We start from the raw sequence: 16,973 nt of genomic DNA, 5'->3' as shown, positions 1-16,973 counted from the left end.
GCTTATGTCCATCGTGCTGGAGATCCGGTTTGGCACAGGGGTGAAGCGCCTATGGGCAACCTCCGCGCCGTAGGTCAAGCCCGCCGCGCCGGAGGCGTGGCCATAATAAGGACACCATGGAAGTTCTAGTTGCTGTCATTGCCTTCGCCGGAGCCCTGCTGGCCGCCATCACCACGGGCGCGCTGATCGGGCGGTTGCGGGAGGAGGCGTCCGGGTGGCTGACCGCCTGGAGCATCACGACCTTCTCGCTCTGCCTGGCCCTCGGCGCGATCGGGGTCGGGCACCTGCTCGGCTTCGCGCCGCTCACGTTCCGGATCTACCAGATCGGCGGGGCGCTGCTGGCGCCGCTCTGGCTGGCCATCGGGCTGATCCAGCTGCTGGCGGAGAAACGTTCGGCCCAGTTCTCCGGGTGGGCGCTCGGCGTGGGTCTCACCCTCGTCGGCGGCGTCATCATGCTGATCGACCCGGTCGCGAATCCGGACGACTTCGGGAAAGAGCTGCCGATCGGGAACACGTTCTGGGACCTCTGGCCGGAGCAGCTGCTGCGCGTCGTGCACGTCGTCGTGCTGCTGATCCTGTTCATCTCGCTGATGGTGGCGGTGGTGCGCTGGCGTGGCGGGGACGACTACGACGCCGACAACATGAACGCCACCGTGGTGCTGGCCCCGACCGGCATGGCCGTGGTGGGCGCGTTCCTGTTCCCCGTGCCCGGCCCGTTCGTGGCCGTCCTGCTGGGCGGCCTGTCCGGCGCGATCTGGTACGCGGTGGCCCGGCCGCTCGCTCCGTACGAGGACGAGGAGGACGAACCCGCACCACCCCCGCCTCCTCCGCCCCAGCAGGACTGGCAGGACTACGGCCGCCGGCGTGCCCCGGAACCCGAACCGGAGCTCCCGCCGCTGCGCTCCGGCCTCGGCGACCTGGTGGCCGAATACCGCGCCGGCGAGACCGGCGAGGTCGACTACGCGGCCAGGATGCAGACCGGCGGCTTCGGCGCCCCGGTCGGCCCCAGCGGCCCCGACGCGTTCGGCGGCCCGATGACGGGCACGATGATGCCCGCCGACCGCTTCGGCGGCGGCACCCCCGAGTACGGCATGCCCGTCCCCCAGCCCGCCGTCCCCGAATACAACATGCCGGCCACCGGCGTCGTCTACGCGGGCGCGGCCTCGATCGGCGCGACCGCCAAGCCGGCCCCGAACATCTACGGCCTGCTGACGGTCTTCACCCTCCTGGACGGCTCCGGCGAGGCGTTCGACAAGCTGGCCGAGGAGACCGTCGAAGCGGTCCAGGCGGCCGAGCCGGACACGCTGGTCTTCGTCTGCCACGGCGTTAAGTCGGCGCCGCTGCAGCGCATCGTCTACGAGCTCTACCGGGACGAGGTGGCCTTCTCCGAACACCAGCGGCAGCCGCACATGGAACGGTTCGCCACCGAACGCCAGGTGCTGGTCCTGGCGACCAATGTCATCGAACTGAGCGTGAACGCGGCGAAGGTGGTGCCGCTGCCCTCGGCGTTCCGGATCTAGGCGAGTGCCGCGCGCAGCCGCGCTTCGTCGACCCGCCAGAAGTCGTGCTGCACCCCGTCGATCAGCGTCACCGGGATCATCTCGCCGTATTTCTCCAGGTCCTCGGCGGAGGCGGTGATGTCATGTTCCTCCCACGGCACGCCCAGCTCCCCGGCCACCCGGGCGATGATCTCGCGGGCGTCCGCGCAGAGGTGGCAGCCTGGCTTGCCGTACAGGGTGATCGAATGAGCCATGCGTTCCACAGTACGGGGGGCGAATTGGAGACCGGCCCCTCCGGCTGGCACAGTTGTTGAGCACGGACGGATAAGCCTCGACTTTGTGCATGGCTTCACAAAGGCACTAACCTGGGGTTTGTTCTCAACGTCCGTCTCATTCCCCCCGGGAGCTCCGGCTAGTGATCCGCCGTATTCCGCAAGCTCGTGAGCGTGGCATCCCCGACGCGACCGTCGCGCGGCTGCCGCTCTACCTGCGTGCCCTGAACGGCCTGGCCGAGCGTGGCACCGCGACCGTGAGCTCGGAGGATCTGGCCCTGGCCGCGGGCGTGAACTCCGCCAAACTCCGCAAGGACCTCTCCCACCTGGGGTCGTACGGCACCCGCGGCGTCGGCTACGACGTGCAGTACCTGATCTACCAGATCTCCCGCGAGCTCGGCCTCACCCAGGACTGGGCGGTGGCCATCGTGGGCGTCGGAAACCTGGGTCGGGCGCTGGCCAACTACGGCGGCTTCGTGTCCAGGGGATTCCGGGTGGCCGGGCTGCTGGACGCCGACCCCGCCGTGGTCGGGGACCACATCGCGGGCCTGACGGTGGAACATTCCGACGGCCTGGAGGCCGTCATCCGCAAGCGCGGCGTGTCGATCGTGGTGATCGCCACACCCGCGACGGCGGCGCAGCAGGTCTGCGACCGGGTCATCGCCGCCGGTGTCACGAGTATCTTGAATTTCGCCCCCGTCGTGCTCACGGTGCCAGACGGTGTCGATGTCCGTAAGGTCGATCTATCCATTGAACTGCAGATCCTCGCGTTTCATGAGCAGCGCAAGGTGAGTGGGGGGCCCATGATGGCCGAGGACTGGGCCGGGGAGGCCGGATGACCATGCTCATCGTCGGGCTCAGCCACCGGACCGCTCCGGTGGCTCTGCTGGAGTGTGTGACCGTCTCGGGTGACGCGCTGCTGAAGCTGCTGCACGACGTGCGCCAGGACGCGCACGTGTCGGAGGCCATGGTCGTCTCCACCTGCAACCGGGTCGAGCTTTACGCCGACGTGGACAAGTTCCACGGCGGGGTCACCGCGCTGACCGACCTGCTGGCCACCCACTCCGGCGTCCCGCAGGAGCAGCTGACCCGGCACCTCTACGTGCACTACGAGGAGCGCGCGGTCCACCACCTGTTCTCGGTCGCCTGCGGCCTGGACTCCATGGTCGTCGGCGAGGGCCAGATCCTCGGCCAGATCAGAACGGCGCTGCGGACCGCCCAGCACGAGGGCAGCGTCGGCCCGACGCTGAACGAGCTGGTCCAGCACGCGCTGCGGGCGGGCAAGCGCGCGCACAGCGAGACCGGCATCGACCGCGCGGGCGCCTCCCTGGTCGGCGTCGGCCTGGACCTGGCCGGGCGGGTGCTCGGCCCGATCGCGGGCCGCCGCGCCCTGGTCGTCGGCGCGGGCTCGATGAGCGCCCTGTCCGCCGCCACCCTGGCCCGCGCGGGCGTCACCAACATCGTCATCGCCAACCGCACCTACGAGCGCGCCGTACGGCTCGCCGAGACGGTCGGCGGCCGGGCGGTCGAACTCACCGGCGTCCCCGCCGAGATGGCCCAGGCCGACCTGGTGGTCTCCTGCGTGGGGGCGGGCAATCGCGCGATCACCACGGATATGGTGCTGGCGGCGATGGCGGGCCGGAGCCGGCCGCTGTTCCTGCTGGACCTGGCGCTGCCGCACGACGTGGACCCGGGCGTGCGCACGTTCCCCGGCGTCACCCTGGTCGACCTGGACTCCATGCAGCAGGCCGGGATCGGCGGCGACGGCGGGCGCGGGGCCGAGATCGACGCGGTCCGGGGGATCGTGGCCGAGGAGGTCGCCGCCTACCTGGACCAGACCCGCGCGGCCCGGGTCACGCCGACGGTGATCGCGCTGCGCAGCCGGGCGGCGGCCGTGGTCGAGGCCGAGATGGGCCGGTTGACGGCGCGAGTACCCGAACTCGATGGCAAGCTGAAAGACGAGGTCGCGCACATGGTCAGGCGCGTGGTGGACAAACTCCTCCATGAGCCGACTGTGCGTGTCAAGCAGCTCGCGGCGTCCCCGGCAGGCGATCATTATGCCGAGGCGCTCCGCGAACTGTTCAATCTGGACCCGAAGGCGCCAGGCGCCGTATCCAGGATGGAGCTCGAACAGTGAAGCTGAGGCTGGGCACCCGCAAGAGCCTGATGGCGACCACGCAGTCGCAGCAGGTGGCGGACCGGCTGACCGCGCTCACCGGCCGGGCGGTCGAACTCGTCGGCATCACTACCTTGGGCGACGTGAGCAAGGCGCAGCTCAGCCAGCTCGGCGGCACCGGCGTGTTCGTCAGCGAGCTGCGCACCCACCTGATCGAGGGCGACATCGACTTCGCCGTGCACTCGCTCAAGGATCTGCCCACCGCCGCCGACCCGCAGATCACCATCGCGGCCATTCCGCTCCGCGACGACCCCAGGGACGCCCTGGTGGGCGCGGTCAAGCTGGCCGACCTGGCGCCAGGGGCCAGGGTCGGCACCGGCTCGCCGCGCCGGATCGCCCAGCTGCGCGCGCTCCGCGCCGACCTGGAGTATGTGCCGATTCGCGGCAACGCCGACACCCGGATCGGCAAGGTCGCCGCCGGCGAGCTGGACGGGGTGGTGCTGGCCGCCGCCGGGCTCACCCGCCTGGGCCGCGACGGCGAGATCGCCCAGCTGTTCGACACCGACGAGATGTTGCCCGCCCCCGGGCAGGGCGCGCTCGCGGTGGAGTGCCTGACCGGGCGCCCCGACCTGGTCGAGCTGCTGTCCGTGCTCGACGACGCCAGGACCAGGGCCGCCGTCACCGCCGAGCGGGCGGTGCTGGCCGCCCTGGAGGCGGGCTGCTCCGCGCCGGTGGGCGCGTATGCGGCAGATGACGGGCACACGTTGAATTTGACCGCCACCGTCGTCGCGATCGACGGCGCGCGAGCGGTCCGCAAGTCCGCCTCCGGACCCCGGACGGCAGCCATGGACCTCGGGCGCGAGCTCGCGGCCGCCATGATCGCGCAAGGGGCCGGCACGTTGATGGGGTCCCATTGAGCAATACCGAGTCTGGATTCGTGGCATTTGTCGGAGCTGGGCCCGGCGACGAGAACCTGCTCACGCTTCGCGGAGCCGACCTGCTGTCGCGCGCCGATGTCGTCGTGCTGGACCAGGAGGCGTACGGCGCGCTGCTACGCCACTGCCCCCCCAACGTGATCGTCATGACCGCCGCCGAGGGCTTCGTCGCCGCGGCCAAGGCGGGCAAGCGGATCGTCCGGGTCTGCCCCGGCGATCCTTCGCTGTTCTCCTCGGTCGCCGAGGAGGTCGCGGCCTGCGCCAAGGCCGAGGTGGAGTTCGAGATCGTGCCCGGCGTGCCGCCCGCGACCGCGGTGCTCACCTATGCCGGCATCCCGGCCGCCTCGTCGGGGCCGGAGTTCCGGATCGTGGACGCCACGCAGGTCACCGAATGGGGACCGCACGCCGCCTGCCAGGGCACTCTGGTGATCTACAACGGGCTGGCCGAGGCGGTCCCGATCGCCAAGGCGCTCATCGCCGGCGGCAAATCCGACCACACGCCGGTCGCGGTGACCAGCGACGGCACCACCACCGAGCAGTACACCGTGGTGTCCTCGCTCGGGCGGCTCGGCCACGACCTGAAGCACGCCGGGATGACCGAGCCTGCGGTCATCGTGGTCGGCGACGCGGTCGGCCAGCGGGACAAGCTCTCCTGGTTCGAGACCCGGGCGCTGTTCGGCTGGCGGGTGCTGGTGCCGCGCACCAAGGAGCAGGCGGCCGGGCTGTCCGAGCAGCTCCGCTCGTACGGCGCGGTGCCCGAGGAGGTGCCCACCATCTCGGTGGAACCCCCGCGGACGCCGCAGCAGATGGACCGCGCCATCAAGGGCCTGGTCACCGGACGCTACGAGTGGGTGGCCTTCACCAGCGCCAACGCCGTCAAGGCGGTCCGCGAGAAGTTCGAGGAATACGGCCTGGACGCGCGCGCCTTCGCCGGGCTGAAGGTGGCCGCCGTGGGCGACGCCACCGCGCGGGCCCTGGTCGAGTTCGGGGTCCGGCCGGATCTGATGCCGACCGGCGAGCAGTCCTCGGAAGGTTTGCTGGCCGAGTGGCCGCCGTACGACTCGATGCTGGACCCGATCAACCGGGTGCTGCTGCCGCGCGCCGACATCGCCACCGAGACACTGGTGGCGGGGCTGACCGAGCTTGGCTGGGAGTGCGACGACGTGACCGCCTACCGCACGGTCCGGGCCGCGCCGCCGCCCGCGCCGATCCGGGAAGCGATCAAGAGCGGCGGGTTCGACGCTGTACTTTTCACGTCTTCTTCGACTGTGCGGAATCTGGTGGGGATCGCCGGGAAACCGCACAATGTCACCGTTATCGCGGTCATCGGCCCGCAGACCGCCAGAACGGCGGAGGAGTTCGGGCTGCGGGTGGACGTGATGGCCGACAAACCTTCGGCTTTCGCCCTCGCGGCGGCGCTGGCGGAGTACGGTGCGAAGCAGCGCCAGGCGGCTGTCTCCGCCGGTGAGATTCCGCGTCGTCCGTCACAGACGCGAAGGGGTGCCCGTCGTCGGGCCAAATAGCTTGGGGTGAGGGAATGACCGCTGAGTTTCCGGTCGCTAGGCCGCGCCGGTTGCGCCGGACCGCGCCGCTGCGCCGCATGGTGGCCGGGACCCGGCTGCATCCGGCCGAGCTGATCCTGCCGCTCTTCGTCAAGGAGGGCATCGCCGAGCCGAACCCGGTCGGGTCGATGCCCGGCGTGATGCAGCACACGCGCGACTCGCTCCGCAAGGCCGCGCACGAGGCCGCCGAGGCGGGTGTCGGCGGGCTCATCCTGTTCGGCATCCCGCTGCACAAGGACGGCCGGGGTTCGGCCGCCGACGACCCGGACGGCATCGTGCAGCTCGCCCTGGCCGACCTGGCTGCGGAGGTGGGCGACGCGCTGGTGCTGATCGCGGACACCTGCCTGGATGAATACACCGATCATGGCCACTGCGGGCTGCTCACCGCGACCGGCGAGGTCGACAACGACGCCACGCTGGAGCGTTACGCCGCCGCCGCCGTCGCGCAGGCGCGGGCGGGCGCGCAGGTGATCGCGCCGAGCGGCATGATGGACGGCCAGGTCGCGGCCATCCGGACGGCGCTGGACGCGGATGGCTTCGCGGAGATTCCGATCCTGGCCTACTCGGCGAAGTTCGCGTCCGGGTTCTACGGCCCGTTCCGGGAGGCGGCCGAGTGCGCGCCGCAGTTCGGCGACCGGAACGCGTACCAGCAGGATCCGGCCGGGCCGATCGGGGAGTCGCTGCGGGAGATCCGGCTGGACCTGGACGAGGGCGCGGACGCGGTCATGGTGAAGCCCGCGCTGGCCTACCTGGACATCCTGCGGCAGGTCCGCGACATGGTGGACGTGCCCGTGGCCGCCTACCAGGTGAGCGGGGAGTACGCGATGGTGGAGGCCGCCGCCGCGAACGGCTGGATCGACCGGGATCGAGTGATCATGGAGTCGCTGATCGCCATTCGGCGGGCCGGTGCTGATCTCATCCTCACCTACTGGGCCACGGAAATCGCGCGCCGTTTGGCCTAACCGGGCCATATCCGGGGGTCGCCCTGCGAAGGTCATCTTGTAACAGGCATTATCGGGTGCAACACCAGCCACCCCCGTGGTGGCTGTTTTCCGTCGGGGAGGGAGCGCCATGGTGGGGGTACCGCTGGCTCGGAGATCGAGGCGGCGCGCGCACCGGACGCCGCGCCCCATCACCTCGGTGCTGCACTATGCCGCGCTCGGCTGGGCCAGCTGTATGGGGGCGCACCCGCTCCGCGAGGGCGGGCGCGCCTGCTCGTGCGATCGGGTCGGCTGTCCCGATCCCGGCACGCATCCGCTGTCGCCCGCCTGGCAGATGCAGGCCACGCTGGACACCGCCCAGCTCACCCGCTGGTGGGGGCAGAACCCCGAGGCGAACGTGATCCTGCCCACCGGCCGGGTATTCGACGTGTTCGACGTCCCCGCCGCCGCGGGGATCACCGCGCTGGCGGCCATGGACGCCGCCGGTTTCGCCACTGGCCCGGTCTCCGCTAACGGTGACCGGGTTCTTTTTTATGTGGCTACGCGAGGTGCGCCCGACGATGAGGACGAGTGGTGGTCCTGCCACCTCGACTACGGGCCCGAGACGATCGACTCCTCGCCGGGGCTGCGCTGGCACTGCCGCGACAGCTACGTGCTCGCGCCGCCGTCGACGCTTCCCGGCGGCTCGGTGGTGACCTGGCTGCGCCCGCCGGACGGGCGTCCGCTGCCCGATCCCCTTCGCGTGCTCGACCTGATTGCCGACTAATCTCGTGGGCGTGGAATTTACCCAGCAATCCGCGAAACTGTTCGCCCGGGCCAAGGAGCTCGTGCCCGGCGGGGTGAACTCCCCGGTCCGCGCCTTCGGGGCGGTGGGCGGGACACCGAGGTTCATGGCCTCCGGTCAGGGGCCGTACCTCACGGATGTGGACGGCAACCAGTATGTGGACCTGGTCTGCTCGTGGGGGCCGATGATCCTCGGCCACCGGCATCCCGCCGTGGTGCAGGCCGTCTCGGACGCGCTCGCCCACGGCCTCTCCTACGGCACCGCCACCGAGGGCGAGGTGCTGCTTGCCGAGGAGATCGTCAACCGGATGAGCCCGGCCGTGGAAAAGGTGCGGCTGGTCAGCTCCGGCACCGAGGCCACCATGAGTGCGGTACGGCTCGCGCGCGGCTTCACCGGCCGATCGAAAATCATCAAGTTCGCCGGGTGCTACCACGGGCACGTGGACGCGCTGCTGGCCTCGGCGGGGTCCGGTGTCGTCACCTTCGGCCTGCCGGACACGCCGGGGGTGACGGGCGCGTCGGCGGCGGACACGATCGTGTTGCCGTACAACGATCTGGAGGCGGTGGAGGAGGCGTTCGCGGCCGGTGAGATCGCGTGCGTGATCACTGAGGCGTGCCCGGCGAACATGGGTGTCGTCCCGCCGCTGGACGGCTTCAACCGGCGGCTGCGCGAGCTGTGCACCGCGCATGGCGCGCTGCTCATCGTGGACGAGGTGCTGACCGGCTTCCGGGTAAGCGCGTCCGGCTGGTACGGCCTCGACCCCGTGGACGCCGACCTGATGACCTTCGGCAAGGTGATGGGCGGCGGCCTCCCGGCGGCGGCCTTCGGCGGCCGGGCCGACGTGATGGCGTACCTCGCTCCGGAGGGGCCGGTCTACCAGGCGGGCACGCTGTCGGGGAACCCGCTCGCGTGCGCCGCCGGACTGGCCACGCTGAACGCCTGCGATGACGACGTCTACGACCGGGTCGACGCCTCGGCCCTGATCATCGGCCGCGCGGCCTCGGACGCGCTGGCCGCAGCGGGGGTGCCGCATCGGCTCCAGCGCGCCGGGAACCTCTTCTCCATTTTCTTCACCGATCAGCCGGTGACGGACTTCGCGTCGGCGAAGACCCAGAACACGGCGGCCTACACGGCGTTCTTCCACTCGATGTTGGATCAGGGCGTTTACCTGCCGCCGTCCGCGTACGAGGCGTGGTTCCTTTCCGCCTCGCACGACGACGACGCATTGACCCGGATCGCCGAAGCCCTACCGGCTGCCGCAAGAGCAGCAGCTTCAGGTTGATCGACTCAGCTTCTTGGAGCGGGACTGGCGGGCCTGACGGGCCAGGGTCTCCAGGTAGGAGAGCTCGGCGGGGCGGTTGGTCTTCGTGAAGATGTTGTTTAGGATTCTCATGTCTTCATTTTCTGGTGCTTAACAGTTGAGCACAAGCGAGATTTTCTTAGGTGCATGGTTTAGACTAGCTACATGTTGGACTTGCACCGGTTGAAGGCTCTGCACGCGGTCGCGACCTACGGTTCGGTGGGCGCGGCGGCGGAAGCGTTGATGGTGACCCCGTCCGCCATCTCCCAGCAGCTCGCCAAGTTGGAGCGGGAGACCGGTGCCGTGCTGGTCGAGCGGAACGGGCGCGGGGTCAAGCTGACCGACGCCGCCGGGCTGCTGGCCGACCATGCCGAGAAGATCCTCGCGCTGGTGGAGACCGCCGAGGCGGACTTCGAGGCGCTGCGTGGCGCGGTCGTCGGGAAGCTGTCCATGGCGGCTTTCGCGACCGCCGCGCGCGGCATCATGCCGAACGCGCTGACCCTGCTCAAGGATCGGCACCCGGACCTGGACCTGCTCGTCTTCGAGCGCGAGCCGGACCGCATGGTGCGCGAGGTCACCCGGGGCGAGATCGACCTGGCCGTGGTGCAGGACTGGGTCAACCGGCCGATAGCCATTCCGGACGGTCTGTCCCGGGCCGCGCTGCTCGAAGATGTGGCCGATGTCGCGGTGCCGGCCGATCATCCGCTGGCCGACCAGCGTGAGGTGGCCCTGGCGGACCTGCCCGGCGATCAGTGGATCATCTCCTCGCCGGGGACGGTCTGCCACGATTTCCTGATGTTCCTGATCCGGTCGTCGGAGAAGGAGCCCCAGGTGGTGTGCTACGCCGATGAGTATCCGTCGCAGGTGGCCATGGTCGCGGCCGGGCACGGCTACGCGCTCATCCCGCGCCTGGGCCGGGGCGCGGTGCCCGACGAGGTGCGGATGGTCCCGATCCTTCCCCGCCCGATTCGCCGCGTTTATGCGCTGTGGCGAACCGACGCGGCCCGCCGTCCCGCGATCCGGGCAGCCGTGGAGGCGCTGCGCACCGCATGTGCTCCGCTGGCGCTTGAGCCGGGCGCGGCGAGTCTGAGCACGCCGGTTATTAACCAGAAACCCGTCCCATAGACAGCCGCATAGCCGCCGACCACGCGACTCACCGCCGCGGCTGTCCAGATCACGACTTTCTAATTAATAGCGCAGTAGGCTGGCGCCACCATGACTGAGACCACCGTTGTTCATCTGCTGCGCCACGGTGAGGTGTATAACCCCGCGGGCGTCCTCTACGGCAGACTGCCGGGATATCATCTGTCGGACAATGGCCGGGCGATGGCCGACATGGTGGCCAAGTCCATCGCGGGGCGGGACATCGTGGCGATCTGGAGTTCGCCGATGGAGCGCGCCCAGGAGACGGCCGCGCCGTCCGCGGAGGCCCTGGGCGGGCTCGCGGTCACCCTGGACGATCGGTTGACCGAGGCGACGAACGTCTTCGAGGGCAAGCGGCTGGCGGGCGCGGTGTTCAAGGATCCGCGCAACTTCTGGCACATCAGGGATCCGAGGCGGCCTTCCTGGGGGGAGGCGTATCTGGATGTGGTGGCCCGGATGAAGTCCGTCATCGACTCCGCGAAGTCGGCGGTGCGCGGGCACGAGATCCTGATGGTCAGCCATCAGCTGCCGATCTGGATCATCCGGTTGGCGGCGGAGAATCGGCGGCTCTGGCATGATCCGCGGCGGCGCCAGTGTTCGCTGGCCAGCTTGACGAGCTTCACCTTCGAGGACGACCGGCTGGTCACGGTCGGCTATACGGAACCGGCTGCGATCCTGCTCAAGAGCAATCCCCTGGCCGGAGCTTAGGCCGAGCTATCCCCGTGAGGGCGCGCCTGTGTCTGGACTGAGGAACGCAGGTCGCGGAGTGGCCGGAGTGACGAGGGAAGACGCAGGCTGAAGGCGCCCGAGCCCCCGTGCCGGAGGCGCGGGCATAACGCAGTAGAGTAATTTTGCTCTACTGGCCGTAGTACTAGGAGATCGTTCTCCGATGCCCATCAAACCTCTCGTCTTCGTGCTCGCCGTCCTTGTGTTGGCGGGCTGTGCGGGTTCGCAGAGTTCGGGGCAGCCGGAGTCCGGAGATACGCGGTTTATCCCCGGTGACGGAAAAATCCAGATCTTTCAACCGGGGGAGCGCAAGGACGCGCCCGTGGTTGAAGGTCAGTCGCTGGATGGTTCGACTGCGGGGTTGGCCAAGGGCAAGGTCGTTGTGCTCAACTTCTGGGCGTCCTGGTGTGCGCCCTGCCGGGCTGAGGGGCCGATCCTGAAAGATGTCGCCGCCCGTACCAAATCGGGGGGTGTGGAGTTTCTCGGGGTGAACTTCAAGGATCAGAAGACGGCGGCGCTCGCCTATGACCGGGCCATGGAGCCGGGCTATCCGAGCATTCACGACCAGCAGGGGCAGGTGCTGCTCGGGTTCCAAGGGACCGTGCCGCCTGCCGCGATTCCGTCCACGCTGATCATCGACAGGAACGGCAAGATCGCCGCGCGGGCCCTCGGCGGGGTCAAGTACCAGGCGCTGCTCGACGCCGTCACCAAGGTCAACAGTGAACCTCGCTGAGACGGTCGCCTCCGGTTCGCTGCTGATCGCCCTGCCGATCGCGCTGCTGGCCGGTCTCGTCTCGTTCCTCTCGCCGTGCGTGCTGCCGCTGGTGCCGGGCTACCTGTCGTACGTCACGGGCATGAGCGCCGACCCGCGCCGGCGCACGCTCGTGCTCGGCAGCGGGCTTTTCGTGCTCGGATTCGCCCTGGTCTTCGTGCTGGGCGGCGCGCTCTTCGGCGGTCTCGGCGCGGCGCTGCTCGGCAACGCCCAGGTCATCACGAAAGTGCTCGGCGCGCTCACGATCGTGCTCGGGGTCGCGTTTCTCGGCCTCATCCCCGGGTTGCAGCGCGACTTCCGCTTCCACAAGCTCCCCGCCGCCGGGCTGGCGGGCGCGCCGCTGCTCGGCGTCGTCTTCGGCCTCGGCTGGACGCCGTGCATCGGCCCCACCCTGGCCGTCGTGCTCACCCTCTCCGTCGACCAGGGCAGCGCCGCCCGTGGCGCGCTCCTGGCCTTTGGGTACGCCCTCGGCCTGGGCCTGCCGTTCATCGTCGCCGGGCTCGCCTACCGCAGGGCGTTGCACACCTTCCGGGCGGTTCGCCGCCATTCCCAACTCATCACCCGGGTCGGCGGCGCGATGCTGGTGGCCGTGGGGCTGCTGCTCGTCACCGGCCTGTGGGGTGAGCTCATCGCGGGCCTGCAGGGCTGGGTGGGCGGATTCGAGCCGGTGATCTGATGACACTGACCGAAGAGAAGCAGATCGCCAAGCCGGTCGGCCTGGGCGTGATCGGCTGGCTGCGGTGGGGGTGGCGCACGCTCACCTCGATGCGGACCGCGCTCATCCTGCTGTTCCTGTTCGCGCTCGCCTCGGTGCCCGGCTCGGTCTTCCCGCAACGCAACGTCGATGCCAGCCTGGTGGCCCGCTACTACGCGAACGACCCGGTCAAGGCCGAATGGCTGGACCGGTTCTGGCTGTTCGACGTGTTCCGCTCGCCCTGGTTCGCGGCCATCTACCTGCTGCTGTTCCTGTCGCTGGTCGGCTGCGTGCTGCCGCGCACGCTGGCCCACCTCAAGGAGATCCGCCGCAAACCCCCGGCCGCGCCGCGCAACCTGCTCCGCCTGCCGCACCACGACGAGTTCACGGCGGACCTCACGATCGCCGAAGCCGCGGCCACGCTCAGGAAGCGCCGCTTCCGGGTCGAAACCGGCCCTGACTGGGTGGCGGCCGAGAAGGGCCACCTCCGGGAGACCGGCAACCTGGTATTCCACGTCGCGCTGCTGGTCTTGCTGATCGCGGTCGGCGCCGGCGGGCTGTACGGCTACAAGGGCAACGTTCTGGTGGTCGAAGGCGACGGCTTCGCCAACACCGTCGCGGCCTATGACCGTTATGTCCCCGGTGCATCCGTCTCGGCCGAGTCGCTGGAACCGTTCTCGTTCAAGCTCACCGACTTCCAGGCCACCTATATCGGGCCAGGGCACGAGAAGGTGGGCCAGCCGCTCACTTTCTCCGCCACGTTGAGCGTCAAGGACGCCCCCGGCGCGGCGGATCGGGTGGTCGACCTGCGCGTCAACGAGCCGCTGGACGTCAACGGCACGCTGACCTACCTGATCGGCCACGGCTACGCGCCCGTCTTCAAGGTGACCGACGGGAAGGGGCAGGTCGCGTACGAAGGGCCGGTGCCGTGCCTGACCTCCAACACCTCGACGTACGAATCCGAGTGCGTCATCAAGGTGCCGGACGCGCGGCCGCAGCAGCTGGCCTTCCTGGGGCGGTTCCTGCCGTCCACGCTTCCGGTCGGGGAGGAGTGGATCTCGGTCTTCCCCGGGGCCGCCAACCCGACCGTGCAGGTCTGGCCGTTCGCGGGCGACCTCGGGCTGGACTCAGGCGAGCCGCAGTCGGTCTACGACCTGAGCGCGCACAAGAACCTCAAACCGCTGGGCACGATGACCGTGCAGCCGCGCCCGCTGGCCGTCGGCGAGGCCCTCGACCTGCCGGGCGGCGCCGGGAAGATCGAGTTCACCGGCGTCAAGGAGTGGATCTCCTTGCAGACCACGTACGACCCCGGGCGGATGCCCGCGCTGGTGGCCTCCATCGCCGCCGTGCTCGGCCTGGTGCTCTCGCTGACCATCCGCCGCCGCCGGGTCTGGGTCCGGATGACGGACGGAAGGGTCACGGTGGGAGGATTGTCCCGCACCGAGGGGTCGAATTTCACCGACGAGTTCGCCGAGATCGTCGCCTCGCTCAACCCCCGTTCAGGAGTCTCGGATGACCGCTGACACACTGGCCACCCTGAGCGACCAGCTCATCCTGGCCGCCATCCTGCTCTACCTGGCCGCGATGGTCGGGTACGCCCTTGAGCTGGCCTTCGCCACCCGACCGGCACAGGTCAGAGAACTCGTCGCCGCCGACGGCAGCACGGTGACCGAGACTCAGGAAGCTGAGCCCATTGCTTGGGCGATGCGCGCCGGGCGGATCGCGGTCGGCTTGACCTGGGTCGGCTGGGCCGCCAACGTGACCGCCACGCTGACCCGGGGGCTCGCGGTCGAACGGTGGCCGTGGGGCAACATGTACGAGTTCGTGGTGGCGATGATCCTCGCCGCCGTGACCGTGTACCTGTTCATGCAGCTGCGTTACCCCGTCCGGTTCCTGGGCGCGTTCGTGAGCGTGATCGCCGCGATCGGGCTCGGGTTCAGCGTCCGGGTGCTGTACACGCAGGCCGGTCCAGTGGTTCCGGCGCTGGACTCGTACTGGGTGGCCATTCACGTGAGCGCCGCCATCGCCGCCAGCGGGCTGTTCACCGTGGGCGGGGTGGCCGCCGCCCTCTACCTGTTCCGGGGCGCGGGCCAGTCCCGGCTGCCCGCTCTCGCGGACCTGGAGCGGATCGCGCACCGGGTGATCGTGATCGGCTTCCCGATCTGGACGTTCGCCGTCATCTCCGGCGCGCTCTGGGCCGACAAGGCGTGGGGACGCTACTGGAACTGGGACCCCAAAGAGGTCTGGGCGTTCATCACCTGGGTGGCGTACGCGGCCTACCTGCACGCCCGGGCCACCGCCGGCTGGAAGGGCAAGGCCGCCCTGATCGTCTCCCTGGTGGCCTTCGGCTGCCTGCTGTTCAACCTGGTCGGCGTGAACATCTTCTTCGGCGGCCTGCACTCCTACGCCGACGTGAACTAATCGTCGTCAACTAGTCATCGTCTCTGAGCCGCCGCTCCAGGTTCCGCAAGAACTCCGGGTCATCGTCGGGCCCGCGCGGAGCCGGGGGCGGCTCCTCGGCCTGCTCATCCGGTACGGCAGGCGCCAGCGGTGGCCGCCCCGCCAGCAACCAGAGCACACCACCAATGGCCGGCACGGCCGTAATGAGCACCCACACGCCTTTCGGCAGGCCCCGAATGTATTCGGCCGGGGTCGTGATCACGTCGAAGAGGCAGTAGAGCCAGAAGGCCAGTAACGCCAGACCGACTATCACGTTCGCCATGCCCACACGGTAAACGATGTGAGCAGGTGATCGTGTTTTCATCGCGATAGCCGTACATCATTAGGGATGACTCTCGCGAAACGACATCGTACGGTAGTTCGGTACAAGCACCTTCCCGACAAAGAGAGAGGTGCGATGGCGCAGCAGGGCGATAGAGGCCGTCACCGGCGAGGGACTCGGTGGTGGCAGCGGGGCCAGGTGGGGGCCACCTATGCGTCGCCTTACCGTGGGGTGGAGACCGCTGAACAGCGGCCTGAGATGCACCCAGAGATGCATGTTGAGCGCAGGATGGCGGTGACCGCCCCCGTGGTGGATCGGCCGCAGTACACCTGGCGCGACTTCGAGTTGGACGACCAGCCGGCCAGGGCCACGCCGCATCGGCCCGACCGGCCGGACACGAGGGATGGGAGGCGGCACTGCGGGGCGCTGGAACGTGTCATGTACCGCCAGTGGGACGGTCAGGACGGGCCGCCGTCGCCGGACGCCGTACGGGCGGTGGACAGCCTGGCGCGGTTACCCGACCGGCTCAAGGATCTGCTGGCCGACGGTCTTGACGGGATCTACATCGGACGGGGAGGGGTGCCGGATCTTGACGACATGGGGTACCTGCGGGGTGCGCCGTTGCCGTCGGGGCGGGCGACGTGGGACATCTGCGCCGGCGCGTACGGCGATCGCAAGATCGTTGTGGGGGATCGGCCATCTCCGACACCCGATGTGATGATGCACGAAGTCGGGCATGCGCTGGACGATGTGGACGCCCGTCCGGGAGAGTGGGTTTCGGACTCACCAGAGTTCGCCGCACTCTACGAGGAATGCCGACCGTTACTCGCCTCGGCCTTCCACAAACAACCAGGCACGCTCGGTCGTAAGGAGTTCTTCGCCGACGCGTTCGCGGCCATCGCGTCGCGGCAGCGTCCCGCCCTGGTGGACATGCTCGGCGGAAACACCCGGACCGCATTGAACGTCATGCTCTTCTTCAACAGGCGCTACGGAATCTAGGTGGTCTAGCAATGTTCGTGATCCGGCTCGCTGACGGGACACTGCGCGTGCCGCAGTCGTTGACCAGCGATGACGGGCGCCTGATCGGCAACGCGTACGTCGAGATCGCGCCAGGCGAGCCGGACTACGATCAATGGCTCCCCGAATCCATCACCGAGGAAGAGGAGGCTTCGCGCCGCCGCCGCTGGCAGGAGGAGAACGACGCCTTGGAGCAGGAGTTCCTGGCCTACAAATCCGAACTGGAATAAACGTTCTGCTTTTTTCCCCACCCACCCGCCCTTTGGGTCGCTGGCGCTCAGCCTCATGCGCTGGCCTGGCTTCGCCGGCCTAGCGCAGCCGCAGATCGGCTCAGCCGCTGGTGGAGCGTGGCCCTGGGAGTACGGGCGCCCTTGGTAGGGCGTGGTCCGGAGGAGGGTGCGTGTCCTTGGTAGGGCGTGGTCCTGGGCGTCTGCGGTGCGTGGCAATCGTTGGTGGGTGCCACGGCGTTGGCGGGGGCGGGCGGAGCCCG

Annotated in this window: 18 protein-coding genes; 16 read left to right on the top strand and 2 right to left on the bottom strand. The window is 69.3% G+C overall.

Going from position 1 to position 16,973, the window contains the following annotated elements; translation table 11 throughout:
• Positions 1–116: 116 nt before the first annotated feature.
• Positions 117–1,520 (top strand): putative quinol monooxygenase, encoded by a 1,404-nt coding sequence (locus Aple_RS42080; protein WP_155350370.1) that lies wholly within the window; start codon positions 117–119, stop codon positions 1,518–1,520.
• Here Aple_RS42080 and Aple_RS42075 read toward each other — a convergent pair.
• The gene (locus tag Aple_RS42075; RefSeq protein WP_155350369.1) at positions 1,517–1,753 is read right to left on the bottom strand and encodes a glutaredoxin family protein; all 237 of its coding nucleotides are present in this window, start codon (positions 1,751–1,753) and stop codon (positions 1,517–1,519) included. The two genes, Aple_RS42080 and Aple_RS42075, sit on opposite strands and share 4 nt — an antisense overlap.
• A 161-nt stretch (positions 1,754–1,914) precedes the next feature.
• On the opposite strand from Aple_RS42075, the gene Aple_RS42070 reads away from it, so the two are divergent.
• The 13 genes from Aple_RS42070 to ccsA all read left to right on the top strand — a co-directional run bounded on the left by Aple_RS42070 (position 1,915) and on the right by ccsA (position 15,165).
• Entirely contained in the window at positions 1,915–2,610 is a 696-nt protein-coding gene (locus Aple_RS42070) for a redox-sensing transcriptional repressor Rex (protein ID WP_155350368.1), read from the top strand.
• Entirely contained in the window at positions 2,607–3,908 is a 1,302-nt protein-coding gene (locus Aple_RS42065; protein ID WP_155350367.1) for a glutamyl-tRNA reductase, read from the top strand. The genes Aple_RS42070 and Aple_RS42065 overlap by 4 nt, the downstream gene beginning before the upstream one ends.
• Positions 3,905–4,804, top strand: a complete 900-nt coding sequence (hemC, locus tag Aple_RS42060) for a hydroxymethylbilane synthase (RefSeq protein ID WP_281361692.1) — start codon at positions 3,905–3,907, stop codon at positions 4,802–4,804. The genes Aple_RS42065 and hemC overlap by 4 nt, the downstream gene beginning before the upstream one ends.
• A gap of 20 nt (positions 4,805–4,824) precedes the next feature.
• Complete coding sequence (locus Aple_RS42055) at positions 4,825–6,345, top strand: bifunctional uroporphyrinogen-III C-methyltransferase/uroporphyrinogen-III synthase (protein WP_218038776.1); 1,521 nt, start codon at positions 4,825–4,827, stop codon at positions 6,343–6,345.
• Between the two features lie 14 nt (positions 6,346–6,359).
• On the top strand, positions 6,360–7,346 hold the full coding sequence (gene hemB, locus Aple_RS42050; RefSeq protein WP_155350365.1) for a porphobilinogen synthase: 987 nt from the start codon (positions 6,360–6,362) through the stop codon (positions 7,344–7,346).
• A gap of 109 nt (positions 7,347–7,455) precedes the next feature.
• On the top strand, positions 7,456–8,091 hold the full coding sequence (locus Aple_RS42045; RefSeq protein ID WP_155350364.1) for a bifunctional DNA primase/polymerase: 636 nt from the start codon (positions 7,456–7,458) through the stop codon (positions 8,089–8,091).
• Between the two features lie 10 nt (positions 8,092–8,101).
• Complete coding sequence (hemL, locus tag Aple_RS42040; protein ID WP_155350363.1) at positions 8,102–9,391, top strand: glutamate-1-semialdehyde 2,1-aminomutase; 1,290 nt, start codon at positions 8,102–8,104, stop codon at positions 9,389–9,391.
• A 183-nt stretch (positions 9,392–9,574) separates the two neighbouring features.
• The gene (locus Aple_RS42035) at positions 9,575–10,534 is read left to right on the top strand and encodes a LysR family transcriptional regulator (protein WP_155350362.1); all 960 of its coding nucleotides are present in this window, start codon (positions 9,575–9,577) and stop codon (positions 10,532–10,534) included.
• 90 nt (positions 10,535–10,624) lie between these two features.
• A complete protein-coding gene (locus Aple_RS42030) occupies positions 10,625–11,260 on the top strand; it encodes a histidine phosphatase family protein (RefSeq protein WP_155350361.1) in 636 nt (211 codons plus the stop codon).
• A 181-nt stretch (positions 11,261–11,441) separates the two neighbouring features.
• Positions 11,442–12,011 carry a TlpA family protein disulfide reductase gene (locus Aple_RS42025; protein ID WP_155350360.1) on the top strand — a complete coding sequence of 190 codons (570 nt, stop codon included), beginning with the start codon at positions 11,442–11,444 and terminating at the stop codon, positions 12,009–12,011.
• Positions 11,998–12,726, top strand: a complete 729-nt coding sequence (locus tag Aple_RS42020; protein WP_155350359.1) for a cytochrome c biogenesis CcdA family protein — start codon at positions 11,998–12,000, stop codon at positions 12,724–12,726. The genes Aple_RS42025 and Aple_RS42020 overlap by 14 nt, the downstream gene beginning before the upstream one ends.
• On the top strand, positions 12,726–14,267 hold the full coding sequence (gene resB, locus Aple_RS42015) for a cytochrome c biogenesis protein ResB (RefSeq protein ID WP_155350358.1): 1,542 nt from the start codon (positions 12,726–12,728) through the stop codon (positions 14,265–14,267). The genes Aple_RS42020 and resB overlap by 1 nt, the downstream gene beginning before the upstream one ends.
• Positions 14,257–15,165 (top strand): cytochrome c biogenesis protein CcsA, encoded by a 909-nt coding sequence (ccsA, locus tag Aple_RS42010; protein WP_155350357.1) that lies wholly within the window; start codon positions 14,257–14,259, stop codon positions 15,163–15,165. The genes resB and ccsA overlap by 11 nt, the downstream gene beginning before the upstream one ends.
• 10 nt (positions 15,166–15,175) lie before the next feature.
• Here the strand turns inward: ccsA and Aple_RS42005 are convergent, their stop codons facing one another.
• Positions 15,176–15,466 (bottom strand): PLDc N-terminal domain-containing protein, encoded by a 291-nt coding sequence (locus Aple_RS42005; protein ID WP_155350356.1) that lies wholly within the window; start codon positions 15,464–15,466, stop codon positions 15,176–15,178.
• Between the two features lie 288 nt (positions 15,467–15,754).
• Between Aple_RS42005 and Aple_RS42000 the strand changes: the two genes are divergently transcribed.
• On the top strand, positions 15,755–16,465 hold the full coding sequence (locus Aple_RS42000; protein ID WP_246265141.1) for a hypothetical protein: 711 nt from the start codon (positions 15,755–15,757) through the stop codon (positions 16,463–16,465).
• A gap of 11 nt (positions 16,466–16,476) precedes the next feature.
• Entirely contained in the window at positions 16,477–16,713 is a 237-nt protein-coding gene (locus Aple_RS41995) for a hypothetical protein (RefSeq protein WP_155350354.1), read from the top strand.
• Positions 16,714–16,973 lie beyond the last annotated feature (260 nt).

The sequence above is a fragment of the Acrocarpospora pleiomorpha genome (assembly GCF_009687885.1).
Classification (GTDB): domain Bacteria; phylum Actinomycetota; class Actinomycetes; order Streptosporangiales; family Streptosporangiaceae; genus Acrocarpospora; species Acrocarpospora pleiomorpha.
Note: the sequence above shows the minus strand (reverse complement) of the source record. Positions and strands in the feature narration are given on the sequence as shown.